The organism is Halobacterium sp. NMX12-1 (assembly GCF_040435975.1).
Classification (GTDB): Archaea; Halobacteriota; Halobacteria; order Halobacteriales; family Halobacteriaceae; genus Halobacterium; species Halobacterium hubeiense.
In genome coordinates this window covers 900,235-922,617 of the sequence record NZ_CP159204.1, presented here as the reverse complement: position 1 = coordinate 922,617, position 22,383 = coordinate 900,235, and the positions used below count along the sequence as shown (strand labels likewise).

Sequence of the window (22,383 nt, the reverse complement as noted above, 5' to 3'; positions counted from 1 at the left end):
GGTACAGCGCGGAAGCCCACCCCTTTAGGAGTGGGAGGAAGCGCGTACACTCCGTGCAGCAAACCGCCGACGGTGGCAGGGCTGACTCCCCAATGCTGGCACAGAACTTATAAACAAGGCGTCTGCATGTGAGGGTATGATGGAGGTCAAACGTACCGTTCCCGTCAAACTTGACGTACCCGAGGAGCGGCGCGACGACCTCCATCAGACCATCCAGCAGTTCAACACTGCCGCCAACTACACCATCGACCACGGCAGAGACGACGACGGCGACCTGATTCTCAACAAGTCCACCATCCACGACGAAGTGTACCACGACTTGCGGGACAGAACCGACCTGCCCGCAAACCTCGTGGTACGCGCCTACTCGAAAGCCGTCGAAGCGATGAAAAGCACTGTCGCGGAGTGGGAGAAAGGCAACAGCCGCCCACTCCCTGCGTTCGATGAACCGTCTGCCGTCTACGATAAACGCACCCTGACCATCAAGGACGAGTACGCCACACTCTCGACGGTCAACGGGCGCGTCGAAGCCGACTTCGTGCTTGGTGAGTACCAGCGGTCGTACCTTGAAGACGACGACTACGAGAAACGGATGGGAACGCTCCACTACCGTCCCGGCGAAGATTCATTCTACCTCCACGTCGTCATCCAAAAGCAGGTAGACCAGCGTGACGGCGACCGCGTGCTTGGCGTGGATTTGAACCTGAAGAACGTCGCTGTGACGAGTACGGGACGGTTCTTCGACGGCGGTGAACTGCTGTGGGGCCAGAATCACTATTTCCGCGTGAGACGGAGCCTTCAGGACAAAGGCACCCGTTCCGCTCGGCAGGCGTTACGGCGACTGTCGGGACGGGAAAACCGCTTCGTCCTGAACCGCCTGCACAACATTTCGCGTGGAATCGTGGAGGAAGCCCTGCGACACGGCTGTTCGTACATCGCCGTCGAAGACCTAACCCACATCCGCGAGCGAATGGATGCCCGCGACGACCAGCTGAAACGGCAGATGCACAACTGGGCGTTCCGCGAACTGCAAGAACAAATCGCGTACAAGGCCGCAGAGTACGGGATTCGCGTCGAGTCGGTCAACCCGGCGTTTTCCTCGCAGACGTGCTCGAAGTGCGGCCACCAGTCCAGCACGAACCGCGACAGCGAGACGGGCTGGTTCGCGTGCAACGAGTGTGGGTACGAGGTGGACGGCGACTACAACGCGGCGAAAAACGTCGGCCTCCGTCTGTTAGCTTTACCACCGGGCAAACGTCCCGATGGGTTGGGCAACGGTCAGCTTGCCCTGAAGTCGGGGACGTTGAACGTGAGCGACGTGTCCAACGTCCACTCCAGCTTGGAGTTTGAACGGGAGTCCACCGACAAGCCCACCGCTTCAGCGGTGGGTCGCTGACAGTCCACGGATTCCCGTAACGCCACGACGACGTCCGCGTCCCCGGGGTCGTCGACCAGTTCGAACGCCGGCGGGGACGCGACAGTGCCGTCGGCCCCGCGCTCGTAGTACCCGAGCGCGGCCCGGACGCGCTCGCGAGCCGCAGCCGTCGCCGTCGTCTCCGAGACGACCGCAGCCTGCAGCGTCTCCGACCCCCACGAGTACGTCCGCGCGGCCGCGTCCGCGACGTCGCTGTCCACGCGCGCGGAGAGGTTCGGCGCCATCACGTCCCCCGGCCCCTCGCCGTGGCGGAAGCCGAGCACGTGGCCGAGCTCGTGTTTCAGGACCGCGCGCGTCGTCGCCGGCGCGTGTCCCGCCCGCACCTGCACGGTCACCTCGCCGGTCACCGTCGCGTTCGCCGGCACGACCGGCGCGCACCCGAGCGCGACGTCGTCCTCGTGAACGCGGCACCGCTCGACGGCCGGAACGACCTCCACGCGAACGTCCGCCGACGCGTTCCCCGCCGCGAGTTCGAACGCCGGCCGATAGTGGTCGCCCGGATAGACGGCGTGCTCCCAGAACGCCAGCGCCTCCTCGACGGCCGGGCGAACGTCCGACACGACGCCCGTGTGGTCGTCCACGACGACCGTAATCGGCCCCGACCCCCACGGGCTCGACTCCCGGTCAGCGATCCGGTCGGGCACCGTGAACGGCGCGTCCGGCGCCGACTCCACCGTGCTCGTCGGTCCGACGGCCGTCGGCTCGCCGGTCAGACAGCCCGCTGTGACGACGAGCGCGAGCACCGCGACCACCGACAGGACGCGCGCCATCGTCCCCAAACTGTCGCGTTCCCCGCATTAACGTACCGTTCGTGTGCACACTGTACAGCCGGAAAACGGGCGAGTGACCGCTTCGTCGTGAGCTCGTCGGCGCACTCTCGGCCTGCAGCCGTCTCGGGAGCGGGCTGACCGGCATCGTCACCCGCCCCACGCAAACTAGTCAGCTAGCCAAAAAGAGGAACCGTGCGGAGGCCAGTCTCCATCCATGAGCGAGCGACGCCACCGAGCGCTCCACCGGTTCGTCGAAGAGCGCGCGAGCGACTCGTACCGGTCGGCGTTCTACTACGAGGGCGACGACTGGGAGACGTTGTACGTTCGCGACGACGTGGCGACCAACCGCCTCCGACACGAACTCCCCGACCTCGTCGAGCGCGCGCGATCCAACCAGCCGTTGCTCCGCGAAGACGACTACCCGCCGCTCGGGGAGCTCGGCGCGACGACAGAAGTCCACGAGGACGGCGCTATCCTCCACTTCCCGGAAGGGCCAGACGAGGGCACCATCATCTCGCTGGACCGTGACGTCGCCCACCGGCTCACCGGCTTCGTCACAGAAGCGATGTCTATTCTCCAGACCGGCGAACTGACGACGTACCAAGCGGCCACGGTCGACGACTGACGACGAACGGTCGCTGGTTTCGACGGAAGCGACAGGGCTGTCGCTTCGCGGTCGAAGTTCGGAGAAGTGGACTCGCTGGGATTTGAACCCAGGGCCTCTTCCTTGCGAAGGAAGCGATCTACCCCTGATCTACGAGCCCGCACCCGATTGAAGTCGACGGACGTATTTCAGACTTCTGTTTCGCGGCCCACCAGTGAACGACTCACGCACGGCGCGCGGCTCGTTCAGCGGGCGCTACGCGCCGTGAATAAGTGAGAAGGACGCGTGTCGCCCGCGTCAGTCTTCGAGAACGATCTCGATGCTGACTTCGTTGGGCACCTGAATCCGCATCAGCTGGCGGAGCGCGCGTTCGTCCGCATCGATGTCGATGAGACGCTTGTGGACGCGCATCTCCCAGTGCTCCCACGTGGCCGTCCCTTCGCCGTCGGGGGACTTCCGCGAGGGGACTTCGAGGGTCTTCGTCGGGAGCGGGACCGGCCCACTGAGCTTCACGCCGGTCTTGTCCGCGATTTCCCGGACGTCGTCGCAGATGTCGTCGAGGTCGTCGGGATTGACGCCGGCGAGACGAACGCGTGCCTGCTGCATGGATTAGGCTTCGTTGACGTCCAGGACCTTGCCGGCGGCGATGGTCTGACCCATGTCGCGGACGGCGAACGAGCCCAGCTCCGGAATCTCGGAGGACGGCTCGATGCTGAGGGGCTTCTGCGGGCGCACGGTGACGACCGCAGCGTCGCCGGACTGGATGAAGTCCGGGTTCTCCTCCTGGGTCTCGCCCGAGGAGGGGTCCATCTTCTTGTCGATGGACTCGATGGTACACGCGACCTGCGCCGTGTGGGCGTGGAAGACCGGCGTGTAGCCCGCCGTGATGACCGAGGGGTGCTGCATCACGACGATCTGCGCCGTGAACGTCTCGGCGACGCTCGGCGGGTCGTCGGCGGGACCACAGACGTCACCGCGACGGATGTCGTCCTTGCCGATGCCGCGGACGTTGAACCCGACGTTGTCACCGGGCTCGGCCTTGGGCACCTCTTCGTGGTGCATCTCGATGGTCTTGACCTCGCCACCGACGTCAGACGGCTGGAAGCTGACGTTGTCGCCCGTGTTCATCACACCGGTCTCGATACGTCCGACGGGGACGGTACCGATGCCGGAGATGGTGTAGACGTCCTGGATGGGCAGACGGAGGTCGGTGTCCGTCGGCGGGGACGGCTCGGGGAGGTCGTTGAGGGCCTCCAGCAGCGTCGGGCCGTCGTACCAGGGGGTGTTGTCGGAGTGGTCGGCGACGTTGTCGCCCTCGAAGGCGGACGTCGCGATGAACGAGGCGTCCTCGGTCGCGAAGCCGACCTGACCGAACAGGTCCTTGACGTCGGAGACGACCTGGTTGTATTTGGACTCGTCGTAGTCGACGATGTCCATCTTGTTGACAGCGACGATGAGTTCGTCGATGCCGAGCGTCCGCGAGAGGAACACGTGCTCGCGGGTCTGGGGCGCGACACCGTCGTCGGCGGCGACGACGAGGACGGCGTTGTCCGCCTGGGACGCACCCGTAATCATGTTCTTCACGAAGTCGCGGTGACCAGGACAGTCGACGATAGTGAACTCGTACTCGTCGGTGCTGAATTCCTGGTGGGCGATGTCGATGGTGACCCCGCGCTCACGCTCTTCGGCGAGGTTGTCCATGACGTAGGCGAACTCGAATCCGCCCTTGCCCTTCTCCTCGGCTTCTTCTTTGTGCTGTTCGATGACGTGCTCGGGAACGCTCCCCGTTTCGTAGAGGAGGCGCCCGACCATCGTGCTCTTGCCGTGGTCGACGTGGCCAATGACGGCCAGGTTCTGGTGTCGTTCGTCGCTCATTGTCTAGTATCGCGCGAAAGGCGCGCTCTGTGGGAATCATTCGGCAGTTCGCACTAAAACCATTTCGGTACGCACTCAGCACCACCCGCCCGCCGTCTCGGGGTTTGTGGCAACACGCCACACGACCCCGGCGGGTTCGCGCTACGAGAGCCGGTCGACGTCGCTCAACACCGCGGTCGCCGTCTCGGGGCCGCCCGCCCCCCGCCCGGAGAGGTTCAGGCGGCCGGCGTGCTCGGTCTCCAGCTGGACGATGTTCATCGTCCCGGACACCGCCAGCGTGTGATTCTCGGGGACGAGCCGCGGGCCCACGCGGGCGCCGTCCTCGGTGACTTCCCCGATGAGCCGGACCGTCCGGCCGTCCTCGGCGGCGAGCTCCAGCGCCGACGGCGGCACGTCCGTGATGCCCTCGACGTCCACGTCCTCCAGAGAGTAGCCGCCGCCGTGGATGACGTTCGCGAGAATCGCGCACTTCAGCGCGGCGTCGGTCCCCTCCACGTCGAACGTCGGGTCGGCTTCCGCGACGCCGAGGTCCTGGGCCTCCGCGAGCACGTGCTCGTAGTCGAGGCCGTCCGTGGCCATCCGCGTCAGGATGAAGTTCGCCGTGCCGTTGAGCACGCCCCGCGCGGCGGTGACGCGCTCGGCGCCGACGCCGTCGATGGTCGACAGCGCGGGGATGGCGCCCGCGACGGTCGCCTCGAAGCGAATCGACCCGTCGCTGTCGGCCTCCAGTTCGCGGAGGTCGTCGTAGCGCTCGGCGACCGGGCCCTTGTTCGCGAGGACGGCGTGGCGGTCGGCCTCCAGCGCCGCGCGCACGTGCTCGAAGCCCGGGTGGGCGTCGCCAAGCGTCGTCGGCGTCGCCTCCACGAGCGCGTCGTACTCCGCACCGAGCGCGTCCGCCGGGTCGCCCTCACCGACGCGCCCGACGTCGTCCTTGTGGGCGAGCGCCGCGTCGACGTCGATACCGTCCGGCTCGACGACGGCGCTCGCGGAGTCCGCGAACGCCGTCACCGTGTGGCCGTACTCGCCGGCGAGCTCCGCGACCGACCGACCGACGTCGCCCGCGCCCATCACGGCCAGTCTCATAGTTCCCCCACGAGCGGCTCCACGACGGAGAAGTCTTTCTGCGCCGCGACGTCCCGGACCTGTTCGAGCGCGCGCTCCGTGCTCCCGGACTCGATGGCCAGCCGGACGCGCGCGCTGGAGACGCCCTCGGTGCCCTTCTCGGTGGTCAGCGAGAAGTCCGCGACCGTCGCGCTCCCACACTCCTCGAGTTCCGCGAGCGTATCGGAGAGGTCGGTGTCCACGAGGTCCCCCACCAGCAGGACGCTGACGGCCTCGCCGTACCGCTCGGAGTCCGCCTGGATGATGGTGACGCCGGCGTCCCGGAGCGCGTCCACGATGTGCTCGAAGCGCTCGGGCGAACACTCCAGGTCGACCTCCACGGGGATGTGGCCGCGGGGCGTCAGGGACCCGCGCTCGTGGAAGATCGAGAGGAGGTTGCCGCCGTTCTCCGCGATGGGGGAGAGCGCGCTCAACAGCTCGCCGGGCTCGTCGACGAGCTCCAGGCGGAGCGTGTGCGCGCGGTCGTCGGCCTCACTCATCGTCTCCCCCCGCTGGCGACGCCCCGGCTGTTGTTGTCGGCTGCGAGCGCGAGTGCTGTCGCTCCGTGCCGATACCACGCCGGGCGCGTCTGCCTGCGTGCATACACTCTCACTCGGGGTCGTTCGCGCTATAAGCCTTCGGCCCGCACAAATCCTACCGATGGATAGCGGCCACGCTGGTCGTCGAGTGAACGCGCAGAGAGAACCGCGAGATTCCGCAGCCGGTTGCGGTTTTTAGCGTAGATTTTTACGCGATTCGCCGCGCGAACCGCGTAAAAAGGTACTTAGAAGTAGTCGATCTGCTCGGGCAGCTCGGTCTTCATGCCCTTGCGCTCTCGAATCTGCTTGATGATTTCGGGCTGGAGGTTGTCGGCCATGACGCGGAAGCCGGCGTTCTCCGTGTTCCAGGACGCGCGACCCTCGGTGGCCGAGCGGATGTCGCTGGAGAAGCCGATCATCTCCTCGACGGGCGCGATGCCCTCGACGACCATCATGCCGCCTTCCTGGTACATGTCGTCGACGCGGCCGCGGCGACCCTGAATCTCGCCGGATGCGGCGCCCATGTGCTCGGAGGGGACGTCGATGCGGACGTCCTGAATCGGTTCGAGCAGGCGGATCTCGGCGTCCATGAGGCCGCGGTGGACGGCGTCGCGGACTGCCGGGATGACCTGCGCGGGGCCGCGGTGGATGGCGTCCTCGTGGAGGCGAGCGTCGTGGAGGCGGATGAGCGCGCCCTCGACGGGCTCGGCGGCGAGCGGACCGTCACCGAGGGCTTCTTCGAGGCCTTCGACGACGAGTTCCATCGTCTCGTTGAGGTGCTGGATACCCTTCGTGTCGTCGATGAAGATGTTCTTCCCGATGATGTTCTCGACGTTCTGGGAGGTATCCTTCTCCATGCCGGCGTCCTGGAGCGTCTCGCGGCGCTCCTGCTCGGGCATGTCCATCGTGACGTTGCCGAGGCGGAGCTGCTCGAGGACGTCGTCGTCGAGCTGCTCGATGGTGATGTAGAACTTGTTGTGGCGGTTCGGGGAGACGCCCTCGACCTCGCGGGAGTCGCTGGTCGGGGACTCGCGGAAGACGACGATGGGTTCGCCCGTATTCACGGGGATGCCCTGGTTGCGCTCGATGCGCTGGGTGATGACTTCGAGGTGGAGTTCACCCTGCCCGGAGATGAGGTGTTCGCCGGTGTCCTCGTTGATCTCGATCTGGATGGTGGGGTCTTCCTTGGCGACCTGCTGGAGCGTCTCGATGAGCTTCGGCAGGTCGTCCATGTTCTGCGCCTCGACGGACTTCGTGATGACCGGCTCCGAGATGTGTTCGATGGACTCGAACGGCGTCATCTCGACGCTGGAGACGGTCGAACCCGCGATGGCGTCCTTGAGACCGGTGACGGCGGCGATGTTCCCAGCGGGAACCTCGTCGACTTCCTCGCGCTCGCCGCCCATGTAGATGCCGACGCTCTGGATGCGGTTCTTGCCCGCGGTGCCGGAGACGTACAGCTCCTGGCCCTTCTCCAGCGTGCCGGAGAAGACGCGGCCCGCGGCGATTTCGCCGGCGTGGGGGTCGATGCCGATGTCGGTGACCATCAGGACGACTTCGCCGTCCTCGTTGACCATCCGCATCGTGTCCGCGATCTCGGACTCGGGGTCGCCCCGCCAGATGCGCGGGATGCGGTGGGGCTGGGCCTCGATGGGGTCCGGGAAGTGCTCACAGACCATGTCGAGGACGACGTCCGACAGCGGCGTGCGCTCGTGGAGCTCCTGGCGCTTGTCGGCGCGCTCCAGCTCCATGATGTCGCCGAAGTCCATGCCCGTGCGCTGCATCGACGGCATCGAGACGCCCCACTTGTAGAGCGCAGAGCCGAAGCCGACGGTGCCGCCTTCGACGGAGACCGTCCAGTCCTCGGTGATGTCGTCCATCTCCTCGGTCATCCCGCGGATGAGCTCGTTGACCTCGCGGATGACGCTCAGGAGCCGCTCCTGCATCTCCTCGGGCCCCTCCTGGAGCTCGGAGATGAGGCGGTCGACCTTGTTGATGAACAGCGTCGGCTTGACGCCCTCGCGCAGCGCCTGCCGGAGCACCGTCTCCGTCTGGGGCATCGCGCCCTCGACGGCGTCCACCACGACGAGCGCGCCGTCGACGGCGCGCATCGCACGGGTCACGTCGCCGCCGAAGTCGACGTGGCCGGGCGTGTCGATGAGGTTGATGAGGTGGTCTTCGCCCTCGTACTCGTGGGTCATGGAGACGTTCGCGGCGTCGATGGTGATGCCGCGTTCCTGTTCGTCCTCCTCGGTGTCCATCGCGAGCTGTTCGCCCGCGGTGTCCTCGGAGATCATGCCGGCGCCGGCCAGCAGGTTGTCCGTCAGCGTGGTCTTCCCGTGGTCGACGTGCGCGGCGATGGCGATGTTCCGGATCTGCTCCGGCTCGTCCATCAGCCGTTCGCACTTCTCGACAATCTTCTTTCGTCGGCCCATTGGGCATTCATACTGCCAGCGGGTTCAAAAGGGTAGTGTTTTGCCGGGAGCACGGCACGCCGGAACACGACGCGTAGCGGCTAGCGCGTCCGGTTCGTCTCGTCGCCCGCGACTACTTCTGGGGGCGAAAGAGTCTTTGCCGGGAATACCCTGTGAACAGCTACCATGGAGTTGCGCGTGACGAGCGGGGGCCCCGCCGAACCGTTTCTCGGCGCCCGCGACGTCTTCGAGACCGAACACGACCTCGAACAACCGGTCGAGGTACGCATCCGCGAGAACCCCGACGAGCGAACGTGGGCCGGTCACTACGACGACCACCACGTCCTCAACATCTCCCAGCAGGCCGCCACGTCCGTGATGGCGCGCGAGCTCGCGCTCCACGAGTTCTCCCACATGCTCCGGCACGAACGCGACCACCCCAGCCACGTCCTCTCGATGGACGAAGTGCTGTTCCTCGCGCTCACGGGCCGCAGCGTCGAACGCCGCGTGCTCACGCACTGCTACCAGATCGCCAACCACGTCAAGGACATCTACGCCGACGACATCACGCTCTCGGTCGGCCCCACGGACAAGCTCGTCGCCTTCCTCGAATCCGAGCTCGCGGCCGCCGTCGCCGACCAGCCGGCCGCCGGCCCGTCGGTCGGCCAGCGACTCACCGCGGGCGCGGACCCCTCGATGACCGCCGTCAACGCCGCGTTCGCGCTCGCGCTCCTCGAACGCCACGACGCCGTCGACGCCGACCACCGCATCTACGACCTCGCGCACGCGGCCGCCGAGGACGCCCCCGAAATCGACGTCGAGGCGTTCCGCGAGCGGTTCGCCGACCTCGCGGCCGACCCCGACGAGAGCGACTGCCGCCGCGGCCTCGTCGACGCCATCCGCACGTACGTCGACGCCCAGGAGACGACGACGGGGCCTGCAGCGGACTAAGCGGGCGTGATGCGCACGAGGCGGTCGTCGCCCTCGCGGGGGAACTGGTCGCCCTGCGCGCGCCCGTCCCGGTTCGACGTCACCGCGTACAGCGTGCCGTCGGGCCCCTGTTCGACGTGGCGGATGCGCCCGAGTTCGTCTTCTAACGCCGTGTGGTGGACCGCGCTGTAGTCGGCGTCCATCCAGTCCGCGTCGAAGCGTTCGCCGCCGTTGGCCGCGGACGCCGGCTCGCCGTCCGTCGGGTAGACGGTGACGAGGTTGATGCGCTGGGAGATGAGCCCGCCGATGACGAGGCGGTTCTGCCACGACGGCACGGCGTCGCCCGTGTAGAACACCGACCCCGGCGGCGCCCACGTCTCGTTGCCCGTGTTGACGAGCGGGCGCGCGTAGTCGGTGCCGCGGTACGTCTCCGCCGTGCGCGCGCGCTCGCCCTCGACGTCCCAGCCGTAGTTCCCGCCCGCGCTGAGGACGTTCACCTCGTCGTGGGCGGCCGGCCCGTGCTCGTTCTCCACGGGCGTCGCGTCCGGCATGAAGGTGATTCCCTGCGGGTTCCGGTGGCCGTACGTGAACACGCGCGGGTCGCCGCCGAGGTCCGGGTTGCCGTCGGGCGCGCTCCCGTCCGGGTTCATGCGCAACACCTTCCCCGCAAGCGACGACGGGTCCTGCGCGAGCGCCGGCTGGCCGGCGTCCCCCATCGTCACCCAGAGGTAGTTCTCCGGGCCGAACGTGATGCGCGAGCCGTTGTGGTACGACTCCCCGGGGATGCCCTCGATGACCGTCGTCATCTCCGGCTCGTCGGTGCTCACATCGTAGTAGACGAGCTTGTTCAGCGTCTCCCCCGCCTCGACGTACGTGTAGAAGACGTACACGAGCGGCACCTCGGGGTAGTTCGGGTGGACGGCGTTCCCCATCAGGCCGCCCTCGCCGCCGGCGGCCCACCAGCCGCCCTCGTCGTCGACGTCGATGGCGGTCGCGTCCACGATGTCGTCCGGGGACGCCACGCTCTCGACGGTGCCGGACTCGTAGCGCAGCAGCCGGCCCGGCCGCTCCGTGATGAACAGGTCGCCGTTCGGCGCAAAGGAGAGGTCCCACGGAATCTCCAGCCCCTCGATGACGGTTTCGGTCGTCACGTCGAGGGTCGGCGCTTCGGTGGGATGCGACCAGTCGGGGTCGTACTCGCTCCAGTTCTGGACGTCGTGGGTCACGCCGAGGTCGTAGGCCGGGTCGCTGACGGTCGTGACCGGCGGCGATTCGGTGGAGGTCGGCGTGTCGCTCGGTTCGTCGGGCGACGTGCAGCCGGCCAGACCGGCGACGCCGGCCAAGCCCGCGGCAGCGAGGAACGAACGGCGGTTACATCGCATACCTGACGCTTGCGGAACCCAGGGTTAACTGTCTTCAGGTATCGCATCCGCGCCGGCGAAACGCCGCCGCTGGAAACTGGAGAAAGATTCGCAGAACCGAACGGGACCGCGTTAGCGGGCTGCAGCTGCGACGCGTTCCTTCTCTTCTTTCTGGCCGACCGCGTACGTCTGCACGTCGTAGTCGGCGGCGCCGATGAGCTGGTTCGCCAGCGCCTCGGCGGCGTCGACGGGCGTCTTGAACGACGACGAGTGAGCGCCGTCGGCGATGAACTTCAGCGCCTGGTCGACGCGGCGCTGGGGCGCGACGTCGACGGCCTTCGGGACGGAGATGCCGCCGTACTTCAGGCGGACGGTCTCCTCGCGGGGCGCGGAGTTCTCGACGGCGCGCACGAGCACCTGAATCGGGTTCTCCTCGGTGCGCTCGTGGACGATGTCGAAGGCGTCGCGGACGATGCCGAGCGCCTGCTGCTTCTTGCCCGCGTTCGCGCCGGTCTTCATCAGGCGGTTCGCGAGCCGCTCGACGATGCTGATCTCGCTCTTCTTGAACTGCTTCTGAGCGTGGCGACCCATCGTGTGCGCGATGGGCGTCACGGAGAGGTAGCGCCGCGTGCTCGGGTCGCGGTACTGGATGTCCGCGACCTCCCACTTGCCGAAGAGCTTCGCGTTGACGTCCTCCTCGTCGGTGCCAGCGGGCGCCTCGGGTTCGGGGGCTTCTTCCTCGCTCATGATTATCGCACCGGCTTCTCAGCGTTCCCGCGGACCAGTTCGATGAGGCTCACGCCGTTGACCTTCTCGACCTTGTAGTTCACGCCCGAGAGGTCGCCCATCGCACGACCCTTCGCACCGCCGATGCCGGCGATGGTGACCTCGTCGTGCTCGTCGATGAACGAGATGGCGCCGTCACCGGGACAGAACGCAGTGACCTGCTTCCCGTTCTTGATGAGCTGCACCCGCACGCACTTCCGAATCGCGGAGTTGGGCTGTTTCGCTTCGATACCTACCTTCTCGAGGACGATCCCGCGACCCTGCGGGGCACCCTCGAGGGGGTCGGACTCTTTGCCGAGCCCCCGCTCTCGCCGCGCGTACTCCGAGTCGGACCACCGGTGCTTCTGGCGGTCCTTCTTCAGTTTCCGAGCGGCGTACTTGCCGTTCGACATACAGTCGTTTACCCAGCGGAGGCACTTAAACTCGGCCTTTCGCTTCGACCGTTTGCGCTGCGCTCGGCGGCAGCGCCGCCTCGCTCGGTAAAAGCTCGGCCAAAAGCGCCGTCGGACCCCCTACCGGGGGTCCTCGGCGCCCGCGCTCACTCACTTCGTTCGCTCGCGCGGTGAACCGGCGACCTTCCGGGTCCTGACGGACCACTCGGTCGCCGGATGCTCGGCAACTAATCGACTAACGGCTCGCGAGCATCCGCGAGCGAGCAGCTTGAAAAGCCCGAGCGACGCGGTTCACCGCGAGTGAGCGTAGCGAACGAGCGGGCCGACGACTGAACGGAGCGCCGTAGGCGCGAAGTGAAAGAGGAGTGCTTTTTCCGCAAGTTTTTGCCGAGGGGGTCGCCGCAGGCGACCCCCGCAGCGCAAAAAGTGCGTTACGTGAGCTGAATGTCGTCGACGTCGAAGTGCCGTTTCGCGAGCTGTTTGGCGGCTTCGATGTTCTTCCCGCCGGTGCCGATGGCGACGCCCTTGTCCTCGTGGGCGACTTCGGCGTACGCGACCGTGGTGTCGTTCTCGCTGATGGTGACGTTGTAGACGGCCGCGGGGGAGAGCGCGTTCGCGACGAAGCCCTCCGGCGTGGGCGCGTCCTCAACGAGCATCACGTCGCGGCCGAGTTTCTCCTCGAGCTCTTCGACGCGGCTGCCGCCGGGGCCGATGGCCGACCCCATCTCGCCGGCGGCGACGACGAAGATGACGCGGTCCTGTTCGTCGTCGACGACGCAGTCGACGGCGCTGGCGTCGGTCTCGTCCTCGAACGCGGCGATGAGGCGGCGCGCCTCGTCGGAGAGCGTGACTGTCATCAGTCGGACTTGCTGGCGCCCATCCGGAGGTCGACGTCGCCGGTGCCGAGCTGGACCGGCTTCCCGACGATGACGTTCTCGATGACGCCGTCGAGGTCGTCGGCTTCGCCGTAGATGGCGGCGTCCAGCAGGTGGCTGACGGTGACCTCGAACGCGGCGCGGGCGAGCACGGAGTCCTTGTTCCCGGAGATGCCGTGCCGGCCGATGGACTGGATGGTGCCGTCGTTGGTCATGATGTCCGCGACCAGCATCAGGTGGCGGATGTTCACGTCGTCGAGGCCCTGCTCTTCGAGCGTGGTCATCGTCTCCTCGATGATGGCCTCGCGGGCGGCCTCGATGCCGAGGGTCTTGTGGACCTCGTGGATGTTGTTACACGACGTGCGGGAGGCGTCGACGCCCTCGATGCTGAGCGCCTTCTTGAACGCCGACCCCTCGGTGTAGAGGACGAACTCCTCGCCGCGGTCGGTCTCCTCGCGGCGGATGACGACGCGGGAGACGTCCTCGATGCCCTTGAACACGATGTCGCGGAGCTGCTCGACGAGCTGCAGGAGCTCGCGGTACGACGGCTCGCTCGGGCCGAACTCGAGGACGGTCCCCTGCTGGGTGACCTGGACGCCGAGGCTGCCCTCGATGGTTTCGGCGATCTCGCCCGCAATCTCGGTGGTGTTGTTCATCAGTGGCCACCGCTCCTGCAGGGTGTCGTCGTTGAGGTCGATCTGGACGACCATGTCGGCGACGTTCGTGGAGATGTCACCGAGCGCGAGAATCTTCGTCGCCTCGATGTTCCACACAACCTCGTGGGCGCGCTCGCGCTCCTCGGCGTACTCGTCTTCGAGGTACACCGTCATGATGGGCGTGTCCGGCGTCTTCCGGGCGTCCACGAGCTCGATGAGCCGCGGCAGGCCCTGTGTCACGTCCATCTCCGCGACGCCCGCGTAGTGGAACGTGTTCATCGTGTTGTGCGTCACGACGCCCTCCGCTGTCGTGAACGTCTCCAGTCCGGCGACAGAGAAGTCGTACACGGAATCGTACTCCGTCTCGACGGCGTCGATAGACTGGATGCGTTCCCAGACGACGTCACCTGCAACTGCCCGTTCGAGCGCGTCGAGCTCGGGCGGACGCTCGTCCGTCTTCTGCTCAATCTCGTCGACGAGTGCCGCGAGTCGCGTCCGACCGATGCGCTGACGGTCGGTCGCAGAGTTCACCTGCCGGGACGGAATCCCGGCTGCGCTTGCGGCTTCCGCGAGCGCATCTCCGAAGTTCGGAATCTGGTCGGTAGTGTCGGGTCCATCGCTATCGATGCTGGCCGCAAGCGAGGACAGTTTGTCGCCGCGCTCGCCGACCATCCCGACGCGAGCCTCGAACCGGGGGACGTGCTTCTTCGGGATGCGTAGTGTCTTCGAGTCGTCCTGTTCGCCGAACGTCGCGTAGACGCCGACGCGAGACAACAGGAGTGCGATCCCGACAGTTAGTCGGCTCGACGTCGAGCTCGCGCGGACTGCAGACTCACTGACGTTGCCGTCGCCGCTGAAGTACCCAGTGAGAAGCCCGGTGACGAACTGCTCGTCAGCGCCGAGCGCGAACCCGGGAACGACCTTCGCCCCGTTCTCGATGCAGGTTTCACGGAGCACGTCAGCGAGCACGGTTCCGTTGACGCGGATGTCGTAGCCGGTGGCGAATCCGCTTTCGTTCTCGTACTCGTTGACTGAGAGGTCGAACCGATCCGCGAACTCTCGAATGCGGTTCTGGAACGCTTCATCGACGTTCGAAACCGAAACGTATCCGTCAGTGAGCGAGCCTTCCGCAAGCCACGCACCGACGAAGAATCCGGTCTCTTCGTCGAGCGGGAACTGCTCGGGTAGGCCGACGGTCCCACCTACAGGATATGCTGTTTCACCGTCGATGTCACCGCTCTCCAGGGCGTCACGCTTGTTTTGGACTTGCTGGTCGCTGGCGGGGAACGAAGCCGCACCACCGTCAGTCAGTGCGGACGTGAACCAGTAGTCCTCGTGGGAGAGGACGTCTTTCAGGTCAAGTGTCGTCGTCCCGGCGTCGACGCTGAGATCGTCGACGACCGGGAGCCAGTCGCCCTCATCAAGGGCGTCGCCAGCAACCGGGACGACCTCGTTGTCGCGTCGCGTGACGAACGAGTGTGCCTTCGTCGCACGAATTGAGCGGCCGGATTCCAGTGTGAACTCCAGCAGCTCATCGGGTGCGTCGTGGCGGCTGACTTCCTCGATTGGCTTCCACTCAACGCCTTCGTCACTGCGGAGGCTTGGAACTTCGAGGTTGTCGGGGGCGAGCGCGACCTCGTGGTCGTCGATGGTGCGGCTCTCTCGCCGCTCCACGATTTCGTCCACGAGGGGCCCGATTTCGACGACTTCGGTTTCGCCGTCGCGCCGAACGACAACGCGTTCGTCGTGCGGAACGCTCATCTGCGTCCCCGGCTCCCCGATTGACTGCGCGGAGACGGTCCCCACGGGTTCGAGGGGGTCGACGCGCGTGTCGAGGTACTGGGACTCGACGGCGGTCGCGATGTCTTTCGCTTCCGGGATGGTGACATCCTCGCGGGCCTCGATGGCGTCGAAGACGCGTTCCTTGAGGCGGCGCGGGAGTTCCGACTCCTCGACGTGGTCGCGAATCGCGGGCGTGATCTTAGTCATCGTTCACCTCCGTGGTAACGGCTGTGAGCCCGATTGAACGGAGTTCAATCATCGGATTCCACCTCCCAGGACGCGCCGTGCTCGGAGAGGTTCGTCGGCGGCTCTTGGACGCCGAGGAACGCTTCTTTCTCCTCGGTGCTGTCGAACTCGGACTCGACGATGCGGTCGGCGATGTGTTCGATGTCGATGTCGACCTCCTCGTTGGAGGACACTTCGACGGGCGACGTGCCGTCCTCGCCGAACTCGAACTGGACGATGGTGTCGCTGGTGTCGCGGACCGTGCCGTCGTACTGGGTCTCCAGCTCGGAGAGCGCGTTGATGAGCCGGCGCTGGAGGTAGCCGGACTTCGAGGTGCGGACTGCCGTGTCCACCAGCCCCTCGCGGCCGCCCATCGCGTGGAAGAAGAACTCCTTGGGCGTGAGCCCGCTCGTGTAGGAGTTCTCCACGAAGCCGTGGGCTTCACTGGAGAGGTCGTTCGGCTCGAAGTGGCTGAGCGTGCGGTCCTCGTAACCGCGGTTGATGCGCTCGCCGCGCACTGCCTGCTGGCCGACGCAGCCGGCCATCTGCGTGAGGTTCAGCATCGACCCACGCGCGCCGGAGTCGGCCATGACGACTGCGGGGTTGTCCGCGTCGAAGTTCTCCGCGGCGACGTCGCCGGCGGAGTCGCGGGCCTTCCCGAGCGTCTGCATGATTTTCATCTCGAGCGTCTCGTCGACCGTACGGCCGGGCAGGGATTCGAGGTCGCCGTTCTCGTAGGTCTCGATGAGTTCCTGCACGCGGTCGTACGCGGACTGGATGGCCTCGTCGATGCGCTCGCGGGCTTCCGTGGAGACGGTCTCGTCGTCGATGCCGATGGAGAACCCGAAGTGCATGATCGAGCGCATCGCCAGCGACGCGACCTCGTTGATGAAGATGCGCGCGCGGGTCTTCCCGTGGACCTTCGCGATGGTGTCGACGATCTCGCCGCCGAACCCACCGATCTCGTCCTCGGCGATGGTGCCTTCGAGCAGCTGGCCGTTCTCGATGACGACCGGCTCGCCGACCGTGCCCGTGAAGTCGAGGTTGAGGTCGTCGGGCAGCAGCTCCGAGAAGATCTGTCGGCCCTCCCAGTACGGCTCGCCGTCTTCGGTGCCGGCGGGCTCGGGGAGCTCGTCGATGCTGGTCTGGCGCAGCAGGTCGGAGGCCTGCGTCTCGTTGAAGCGGGGGTTGTCGTGCGTGAGCAGGTACGTCCCGCTGATGTGGTCCTGAATCGCGCCGATGATGTTCTCGCCGAAGCGCGGCGAGAGAATCTGCTCCTGGACGCGCATCAGCACGCGCGCCTCCGCACGCGCCTCCTCGTTCTGGAGGGCGTGCATGTTCATCTCGTCGCCGTCGAAGTCGGCGTTGTACGGCGGACAGACGACGGTGTTCAGGCGGAACGTCTTGTACGGCATCACCACGACCTCGTGGGCCATGATGGACATCCGGTGCAGCGACGGCTGGCGGTTGAAGATGATGATGTCGCCGTCGATGAGGTGGCGCTGGACCTCCCAGCCGGGCTCGACGCGCTCGGCGAGCTCCTCGCAGACCTTCTCGGTGACGCGGACGCGTCGGCCGTCGGGTCGCGTGACGTAGTTCGCGCCCGGGTGGCCTTCGGGGCCGTTGCGGACGTACCGGCGGGCGCGCTCGACGTTCTGTTCGTTGACGACCATCGTCTGGGTCATCTCGGTCGCCACGCGGTCGGGCACGCCGACCTCGTTCAGCGACAGCGTCGGGTCCGGGCTGATGACGGTCCGCGCGGAGAAGTTCACGCGCTTCCCGGACAGCGAGCCGCGGAACCGCCCTTCCTTGCCTTTGAGGCGCTGGCTGAGCGTCTTCAGCGGACGGCCCGAACGGTGGCGGGCGGGCGGTGTCCCCGAAATCTCGTTGTCCATGAACGTCGTGACGTGGTACTGCAGCAGCTCCCAGAGGTCCTCGATGATGAGCTGGGGGGCGCCCGCCTCGCGGTTCTCCATGAACCGCTGGTTGATGCGGATGATGTCCACGAGCTTGTGCGTGAGGTCGTCCTCGCTGCGCTGGCCGTTGTCCAGCGTGATGGACGGCCGGGCGGTCACCGGCGGCACCGGCAGCACCGTGAGAATCATCCACTCGGGCCGGCTCTTCTCGGGGTCGATGCCGAGCACGGCGAGGTCCTCGCCGGGGATGTCCTCGAACCAGTCGCGGATGTCCGAGGGCATCAGCTTGTTCATGTCCTCGGTGGTGAGGTCGGCGCCGATGGCGGCCTCGATGGCCTCGCGGTCCTCGCGGCGCGGCCGGAACTCCCCGGAGAGGATGTCGTTGATGCGGCTAATCTCGATGTCCGTCTGCTCGGCGAGCTCCTGCGGGCTGATGCCCGAGTCGTCCTCGTCGGGGTCGGGCTGCATCGCGGCGGCGATGCGCTCGCTGTAGTCGCTGGCGAGGACCTGCTGGACCTCGTAGTACGTCGTCGGCTTCTCGTGTTTGACGTCGTACTGGACTTCCCCGCAGTGCGGGCAGTGGTCCTTCTTGCGGGCCTCCCGGATGGCGGCCTTCGTGACGTCGGAGACGTCCTCGCGGAGGCTGCGCGTGCGGTCGAGGTCCTCGCGGTACTCCTCTTTCTCCTCCTCGGTGAGCAGGAGGCGCGCGCAGTCCCGACACGTCCCGCGCAGCAGCCGGCGGATGAGCTTCGCGAACCCGACGTGGATGACGGGCGCTGCGAGCTCGATGTGGCCGAAGTGGCCGTTACAGCTCCCGGAGCGCTGGCCGCACGTCTTGCACTCCAGCCCGGGGTCGATGACCCCCAGCCGGGGGTCCATCAGCCCCATGTCGATGGGGAAGCCGTCGTCGTCGTACGTGTCCGCGGTGATGACTTTCGTCGCGGACATGTCCCGGTACTCCTCCGGGTCCATCAGCCCGAAGCTGATTTCCCCGATTTCCATGGGTGATTGTCCTGTGCTCATACTGCGTCCTCCAGTTCGAGTCGCGGCGCGATGCCGAGCGCTTTCATCTCGTCGAGCAGGAGCTTGAACGCGTAACTCATCTCGAGGCTGTGCACGTCCGTCTCCTCCTCGCAGTTCGGACAGTAGACGCGGCGCTGCTCGTAGTTCTCCACGGCGGTCATGCCACAGTTGCCGCAGACGTGAATCTCCTCGCGGTCCGAGGAGTCAAGCAGGCGCTCTTTGAGCACCATCGCGGCGCCGTGGCCGATGACGGTGTCGCGCTCCATCTCCCCGACGCGGAGGCCGCCCTCGCGGGCGCGCCCCTCTGTCGGCTGCCGCGTGAGGACCTGGACCGGCCCCTTCGAGCGGGCGTGGAGCTTGTTCGACACCATGTGGTAGAGCTTGTGGTAGAAAATCGTGCCGACGAAGATCTCGGCCTCGATTTTCTCCCCGGAAACGCCGGAGTACAGCACTTCCTTGCCGGAGGACTTGAAGCCGCGTTCCTCCAGCGTCGAGCGCAGTTCCTCCTCGTTCTCGCCGGTGAACGCCGTGCCGTCGACGGAGCGCCCGTCGAGGCTGCCGGCTTTCCCGCCGAGCATCTCCAGCACGTGGCCGACCGTCATCCGGGACGGCAGCGCGTGCGGGTTCAGCACGAGGTCGGGCACGACGCCCTCCTGCGTGAACGGCATGTCCTCGTGGGGCGCGAGGTGGCCAACGACGCCCTTCTGACCGTGGCGGGACGCGAACTTGTCCCCGAGTTCGGGGATGCGTTCGTCACGCACGGAGACTTTCGCGAGCTTCGAGCCGTCCTCGCCTTCCATGAGGGTGACCGTGTCCACGACGCCGTCCTCGCCGGAGCGCATCGTGACGCTCGTCTCGCGGCGCTTCTGCGGGCTGAGCCCGCCCATGTCCTCGGGTTCTTCGAGGAACCGCGGCGGGCTCGTCTTCCCGAGCAGGACAGAGGAGTCGTCGACCTGCGTCTCGGGGTTGACGAGGCCGTCGTCGTCGAGATGCGTGTACGCGTCCTCACCGCGGCCGCCACGCACGTCGTCGCTCGGAATCTCGAAGCGGTCCTCCTGACCGCCGGGGTAGCGCCGTTCCTCGCCCTCGTACGTGCGGAAGAAGTGCGAGCGCGAGAGCGCGCGGTCCACGGAGCCCTGATTCATGACGAGGGCGTCCTCGATGTTGAAGCCCTCGTAGGACATGACGGCGACGACGAAGTTCTGCCCGGCCGGCCGGTCGTCGTAGCCGATCTGTTCGGTGGTCTGGGTGTTCACCATCGCCTTCTGCGGGTAGTGCAGGAGGTGCTGGCGGGTGTCCGGCCGGATGCGGTAGTTCGCCGCCGGCAGGCCCAGACTCTGCTTCATCATCCCCGCGCCCATCGTAATGCGGGGACTGGCGTTGTGCTCGGGATAGGGAATCATCCCGGCGCCGATGCCGAAGATGAGCTGCGGGTCGATCTCGAGGTGGGTGTGCTTCTCGGTGAGCTCGTCCTGGTCGACGCCGACGAGGATGTCTTCCTCTTCCTCGGCGTCGATGAACTCGACTTTCCCCGCGTGAACTAGGTCCTCGAAGTCGATGTCGCCGTTCTCGATGGCGTCCATCTCCTCGTCGGTGACCAGCGGCTCGCCGTCCTCGACGACGAGCAGCGGGCGCCGCGCCCGGCCCGCGTCCGCGTTGACGATGACTTCGTTCGTGCGGTCTCTCACGGAGACGTTCACCATCTCGGAGACCTCTCCCCGTCGGCGCGCCTCTCGGATCTGTGCTGCCAGCTCCTCGGGGTCCTCGTGGGTCCCGACGAGACTGCCGTTGACGTAGACTTTCGCTTCTCGTTCCGTGCTCATGTTAGTCGTCCGCTGGTGTCGCTTCCGTGCTGATTCCGGGGATGCCCTCGACGCCCATCGACGAGAGTTCGCGTTTGAGTTCGCGTTCGTCCTCGACGGTCTGGGAGAGCTCCATCGCCTGCGCGAAGTTCTTCACGAGGCCACAGTTCGGCCCCTCCGGCGTCTCGGAGGGACAGATGCGCCCCCACTGGGTGGCGTGCAGGTCGCGCGCCTCGAAGTGGGGCTGCGAGCGGCTCAGGGGGCTGCGCAGGCGGCGCAGGTGGCTGAGCACGCCCATGAAGTCCGTCCGGTCCACGAGCTGGCTGACGCCAGAGCGGCCGCCCACCCAGTTCCCGGTCGCGATCGGGTGTTCGAGCCGTTCCGTGAGGACGTCGGAGCGAACCACCGTGTTGACGGTGAGTTCGCGGTTCCGCATGTTCGCGCGCTCGAGCTGGTACTTCACGTCCCGCGCCAGCTTGTTCAGCGCCGTCCGGAACAGGTCCTTCATCAGGTCGCCCGAGACCTTCAGGCGCTTGTTCGCGTAGTGGTCCTTGTCGTCGGATTCGCGGCGGTCGAGCGCGAGCTCGAAGCACGCCTCGGCCATCCGACAGAGGTAGTAGGACTTGTTGATGCGGGTCTCCTCGTCCTCGATGCCCTCCTCGTGGAGGTGCGGGAGGAGGTAGCGATCGATGACGTAGTTCGCGCGCTTCAGCTGGTAGTTTTTCCCCTGCCCGGAGGCGACGCGCTTCCCGAGCTCCTCGATGGCCTCCTCCTGGGTCTGGACGTCGGCCTCCTCGAGGTTCTCCAGCATAAACTTCACAATCTCGGGGTCCTCGCTGACGCGGTGGACGATCTCCTCGTCGGATTCGAGGCCCAGCGCCCGCACCAGCGTCACGAAGTTGATCGAGCCCGAGACCGAGGGGAAGGATACTTCCAGCAGCCCCTCGCGGTTGCGTTCGACGAGCACGAGCGCGCGGTAGCCCCGGCGCTGGCTGAACGTCTTCGCGACCTGAATCTCGTCGCCGTACTTGGAGTCGTACTCCGCGAGAATCTTGTTCGGCGCGAGGTCCTCGCTGGTCATCAGCACGCGCTCGCTGCCGTTCACGATGAAGTAGCCACCGGGGTCGGCGGGGTCTTCGCCGATCTCGATGAGCTCCTCCTCGGAGAAGCCCGCGATGTTGCACTTGTCGGAGCCGACCATGATCGGCATCCGGCCGACCTTCGTCTCCGTCGTGTCCAGCACGCGCTCCTCTTCCTCTTCGCCGCCGCGCACGATGCTCATCTCCATGAACACGGGCGCGGAGTACGTGATGTTGCGCAGCCGGGCTTCCTGTGGGTACAGCAGCTCCTCGGAGCCGTCCGCCTCCCGCACGCGCGGGGTGGTGATGCGGACGTCGCCGAGTTCGACCCACACCGGCTCCTCGTCTTCCTTGTCACCGATGTCCGTCTCGATGCGCTCCTTCTCGGTGACAACGTCCTGCATGCCGCGCTTCAGGAACGAGTTGAACGACCTGAAGTGGTGCTCTGCGAGTCGTTCTTTCGAGAAATACGCCCGCGACAGTTCACGTCGGTCTTCGATTTGCATTTATTCGATCACCAGTCGGTACACGATAGCTTTGTCCGTAGTCCGCGAGTCCCGCACGATTTTGACGACGTCGCCGACCTCCGCGTCGTCCGGCAGGGCAGGGTCCTTCCGTTTGATCTTCGGCAGGTCCGTCCGGTCGATGTCGTAGTCCACGAGCACGTCCTCGAGTTCCTCCTCGTCGAGGACGGTGTGCTCGGGGACGAGTTCGTGTTGGCTTACGTCTACCATGGATGTGCCTGGATGGGGGGAGAACTACCTCTCACGAGATACTACAGGCCAATTCATCCGCAGCGCACTTAGGTCTTGTCAACT

Annotated in this window: 18 protein-coding genes and 1 tRNA gene; 3 read left to right on the top strand and 16 right to left on the bottom strand. The window is 66.3% G+C overall.

From position 1 onward, the window contains the following. The first annotated feature begins 136 nt into the window (after positions 1-136). Positions 137-1,396, top strand: coding sequence for a transposase (locus tag ABSL23_RS06240; protein WP_353635096.1), 1,260 nt, complete (start codon positions 137-139; stop codon positions 1,394-1,396). On the opposite strand, the gene ABSL23_RS06235 is transcribed toward ABSL23_RS06240, so the two are convergent. Further along, positions 1,279-2,205 carry a hypothetical protein gene (locus tag ABSL23_RS06235; RefSeq protein WP_353635095.1) on the bottom strand — a complete coding sequence of 309 codons (927 nt, stop codon included), beginning with the start codon at positions 2,203-2,205 and terminating at the stop codon, positions 1,279-1,281. The two genes, ABSL23_RS06240 and ABSL23_RS06235, sit on opposite strands and share 118 nt — an antisense overlap. Positions 2,206-2,419: 214 nt before the next feature. On the opposite strand from ABSL23_RS06235, the gene ABSL23_RS06230 reads away from it, so the two are divergent. Continuing rightward, positions 2,420-2,830, top strand: a complete 411-nt coding sequence (locus ABSL23_RS06230; protein ID WP_353635094.1) for a hypothetical protein — start codon at positions 2,420-2,422, stop codon at positions 2,828-2,830. A gap of 67 nt (positions 2,831-2,897) precedes the next feature. Here ABSL23_RS06230 and ABSL23_RS06225 read toward each other — a convergent pair. The 6 genes from ABSL23_RS06225 to ABSL23_RS06200 all read right to left on the bottom strand — a co-directional run bounded on the left by ABSL23_RS06225 (position 2,898) and on the right by ABSL23_RS06200 (position 8,759). Continuing rightward, positions 2,898-2,969: transfer RNA gene (locus ABSL23_RS06225), tRNA-Ala, on the bottom strand. Positions 2,970-3,106: 137 nt separating this feature from the next. Next, positions 3,107-3,415 (bottom strand): 30S ribosomal protein S10, encoded by a 309-nt coding sequence (gene rpsJ / locus ABSL23_RS06220; protein ID WP_059055443.1) that lies wholly within the window; start codon positions 3,413-3,415, stop codon positions 3,107-3,109. A 3-nt stretch (positions 3,416-3,418) separates the two neighbouring features. Continuing rightward, positions 3,419-4,684: a translation elongation factor EF-1 subunit alpha gene (tuf, locus tag ABSL23_RS06215; RefSeq protein ID WP_059055441.1), complete on the bottom strand. Its 1,266-nt coding sequence runs from the start codon at positions 4,682-4,684 to the stop codon at positions 3,419-3,421. Positions 4,685-4,825: 141 nt separating this feature from the next. After that, positions 4,826-5,767, bottom strand: a complete 942-nt coding sequence (locus ABSL23_RS06210; RefSeq protein ID WP_353635093.1) for a homoserine dehydrogenase — start codon at positions 5,765-5,767, stop codon at positions 4,826-4,828. Further along, a complete protein-coding gene (locus ABSL23_RS06205) occupies positions 5,764-6,285 on the bottom strand; it encodes an amino acid-binding protein (RefSeq protein WP_353635092.1) in 522 nt (173 codons plus the stop codon). Before ABSL23_RS06205 ends, ABSL23_RS06210 begins: the two co-directional genes overlap by 4 nt. A 284-nt stretch (positions 6,286-6,569) precedes the next feature. Beyond that, a complete protein-coding gene (locus ABSL23_RS06200) occupies positions 6,570-8,759 on the bottom strand; it encodes an elongation factor EF-2 (protein ID WP_353635091.1) in 2,190 nt (729 codons plus the stop codon). A gap of 165 nt (positions 8,760-8,924) precedes the next feature. On the opposite strand from ABSL23_RS06200, the gene ABSL23_RS06195 reads away from it, so the two are divergent. Further along, the gene (locus ABSL23_RS06195) at positions 8,925-9,689 is read left to right on the top strand and encodes a DUF5781 family protein (protein ID WP_353635090.1); all 765 of its coding nucleotides are present in this window, start codon (positions 8,925-8,927) and stop codon (positions 9,687-9,689) included. Here the strand turns inward: ABSL23_RS06195 and ABSL23_RS06190 are convergent. The 9 genes from ABSL23_RS06190 to ABSL23_RS06150 form a co-directional block, all read right to left on the bottom strand. Beyond that, positions 9,686-11,050, bottom strand: coding sequence for a PQQ-dependent sugar dehydrogenase (locus tag ABSL23_RS06190; RefSeq protein WP_353635089.1), 1,365 nt, complete (start codon positions 11,048-11,050; stop codon positions 9,686-9,688). The genes ABSL23_RS06195 and ABSL23_RS06190 overlap by 4 nt on opposite strands. Positions 11,051-11,161: 111 nt before the next feature. Continuing rightward, complete coding sequence (locus ABSL23_RS06185; protein ID WP_353635088.1) at positions 11,162-11,776, bottom strand: 30S ribosomal protein S7; 615 nt, start codon at positions 11,774-11,776, stop codon at positions 11,162-11,164. Between the two features lie 2 nt (positions 11,777-11,778). Then, a complete protein-coding gene (locus tag ABSL23_RS06180; RefSeq protein ID WP_157500124.1) occupies positions 11,779-12,207 on the bottom strand; it encodes a 30S ribosomal protein S12 in 429 nt (142 codons plus the stop codon). 431 nt (positions 12,208-12,638) lie between these two features. Beyond that, the gene (locus ABSL23_RS06175) at positions 12,639-13,064 is read right to left on the bottom strand and encodes a NusA-like transcription termination signal-binding factor (RefSeq protein ID WP_353635087.1); all 426 of its coding nucleotides are present in this window, start codon (positions 13,062-13,064) and stop codon (positions 12,639-12,641) included. Beyond that, on the bottom strand, positions 13,064-15,727 hold the full coding sequence (locus tag ABSL23_RS06170) for a DNA-directed RNA polymerase subunit A'' (RefSeq protein WP_353635086.1): 2,664 nt from the start codon (positions 15,725-15,727) through the stop codon (positions 13,064-13,066). The genes ABSL23_RS06175 and ABSL23_RS06170 overlap by 1 nt, the downstream gene beginning before the upstream one ends. A 44-nt stretch (positions 15,728-15,771) precedes the next feature. Then, positions 15,772-18,684 carry a DNA-directed RNA polymerase subunit A' gene (locus ABSL23_RS06165; protein WP_353635085.1) on the bottom strand — a complete coding sequence of 971 codons (2,913 nt, stop codon included), beginning with the start codon at positions 18,682-18,684 and terminating at the stop codon, positions 15,772-15,774. Beyond that, positions 18,681-20,507 carry a DNA-directed RNA polymerase subunit B gene (rpoB, locus tag ABSL23_RS06160; protein ID WP_353635084.1) on the bottom strand — a complete coding sequence of 609 codons (1,827 nt, stop codon included), beginning with the start codon at positions 20,505-20,507 and terminating at the stop codon, positions 18,681-18,683. Before rpoB ends, ABSL23_RS06165 begins: the two co-directional genes overlap by 4 nt. A 1-nt stretch (position 20,508) precedes the next feature. Further along, positions 20,509-22,071, bottom strand: coding sequence for a DNA-directed RNA polymerase subunit B'' (locus tag ABSL23_RS06155; RefSeq protein WP_353635083.1), 1,563 nt, complete (start codon positions 22,069-22,071; stop codon positions 20,509-20,511). Then, positions 22,072-22,299 (bottom strand): DNA-directed RNA polymerase subunit H, encoded by a 228-nt coding sequence (locus ABSL23_RS06150; protein ID WP_059055416.1) that lies wholly within the window; start codon positions 22,297-22,299, stop codon positions 22,072-22,074. It lies immediately after the preceding gene. Positions 22,300-22,383: the final 84 nt, after the last annotated feature.

Coding starts and splice junctions, on each gene's coding strand:
- ABSL23_RS06240 (WP_353635096.1), top strand. CDS start 137: ATGATGGAGGTCAAACGTACCGTTCCCGTCAAACTTGACGTACCCGAG.
- ABSL23_RS06235 (WP_353635095.1), bottom strand. CDS start 2,205: ATGGCGCGCGTCCTGTCGGTGGTCGCGGTGCTCGCGCTCGTCGTCACA.
- ABSL23_RS06230 (WP_353635094.1), top strand. CDS start 2,420: ATGAGCGAGCGACGCCACCGAGCGCTCCACCGGTTCGTCGAAGAGCGC.
- rpsJ (WP_059055443.1), bottom strand. CDS start 3,415: ATGCAGCAGGCACGCGTTCGTCTCGCCGGCGTCAATCCCGACGACCTC.
- tuf (WP_059055441.1), bottom strand. CDS start 4,684: ATGAGCGACGAACGACACCAGAACCTGGCCGTCATTGGCCACGTCGAC.
- ABSL23_RS06210 (WP_353635093.1), bottom strand. CDS start 5,767: ATGAGACTGGCCGTGATGGGCGCGGGCGACGTCGGTCGGTCGGTCGCG.
- ABSL23_RS06205 (WP_353635092.1), bottom strand. CDS start 6,285: ATGAGTGAGGCCGACGACCGCGCGCACACGCTCCGCCTGGAGCTCGTC.
- ABSL23_RS06200 (WP_353635091.1), bottom strand. CDS start 8,759: ATGGGCCGACGAAAGAAGATTGTCGAGAAGTGCGAACGGCTGATGGAC.
- ABSL23_RS06195 (WP_353635090.1), top strand. CDS start 8,925: ATGGAGTTGCGCGTGACGAGCGGGGGCCCCGCCGAACCGTTTCTCGGC.
- ABSL23_RS06190 (WP_353635089.1), bottom strand. CDS start 11,050: ATGCGATGTAACCGCCGTTCGTTCCTCGCTGCCGCGGGCTTGGCCGGC.
- ABSL23_RS06185 (WP_353635088.1), bottom strand. CDS start 11,776: ATGAGCGAGGAAGAAGCCCCCGAACCCGAGGCGCCCGCTGGCACCGAC.
- ABSL23_RS06180 (WP_157500124.1), bottom strand. CDS start 12,207: ATGTCGAACGGCAAGTACGCCGCTCGGAAACTGAAGAAGGACCGCCAG.
- ABSL23_RS06175 (WP_353635087.1), bottom strand. CDS start 13,064: ATGACAGTCACGCTCTCCGACGAGGCGCGCCGCCTCATCGCCGCGTTC.
- ABSL23_RS06170 (WP_353635086.1), bottom strand. CDS start 15,727: ATGACTAAGATCACGCCCGCGATTCGCGACCACGTCGAGGAGTCGGAA.
- ABSL23_RS06165 (WP_353635085.1), bottom strand. CDS start 18,684: ATGAGCACAGGACAATCACCCATGGAAATCGGGGAAATCAGCTTCGGG.
- rpoB (WP_353635084.1), bottom strand. CDS start 20,507: ATGAGCACGGAACGAGAAGCGAAAGTCTACGTCAACGGCAGTCTCGTC.
- ABSL23_RS06155 (WP_353635083.1), bottom strand. CDS start 22,071: ATGCAAATCGAAGACCGACGTGAACTGTCGCGGGCGTATTTCTCGAAA.
- ABSL23_RS06150 (WP_059055416.1), bottom strand. CDS start 22,299: ATGGTAGACGTAAGCCAACACGAACTCGTCCCCGAGCACACCGTCCTC.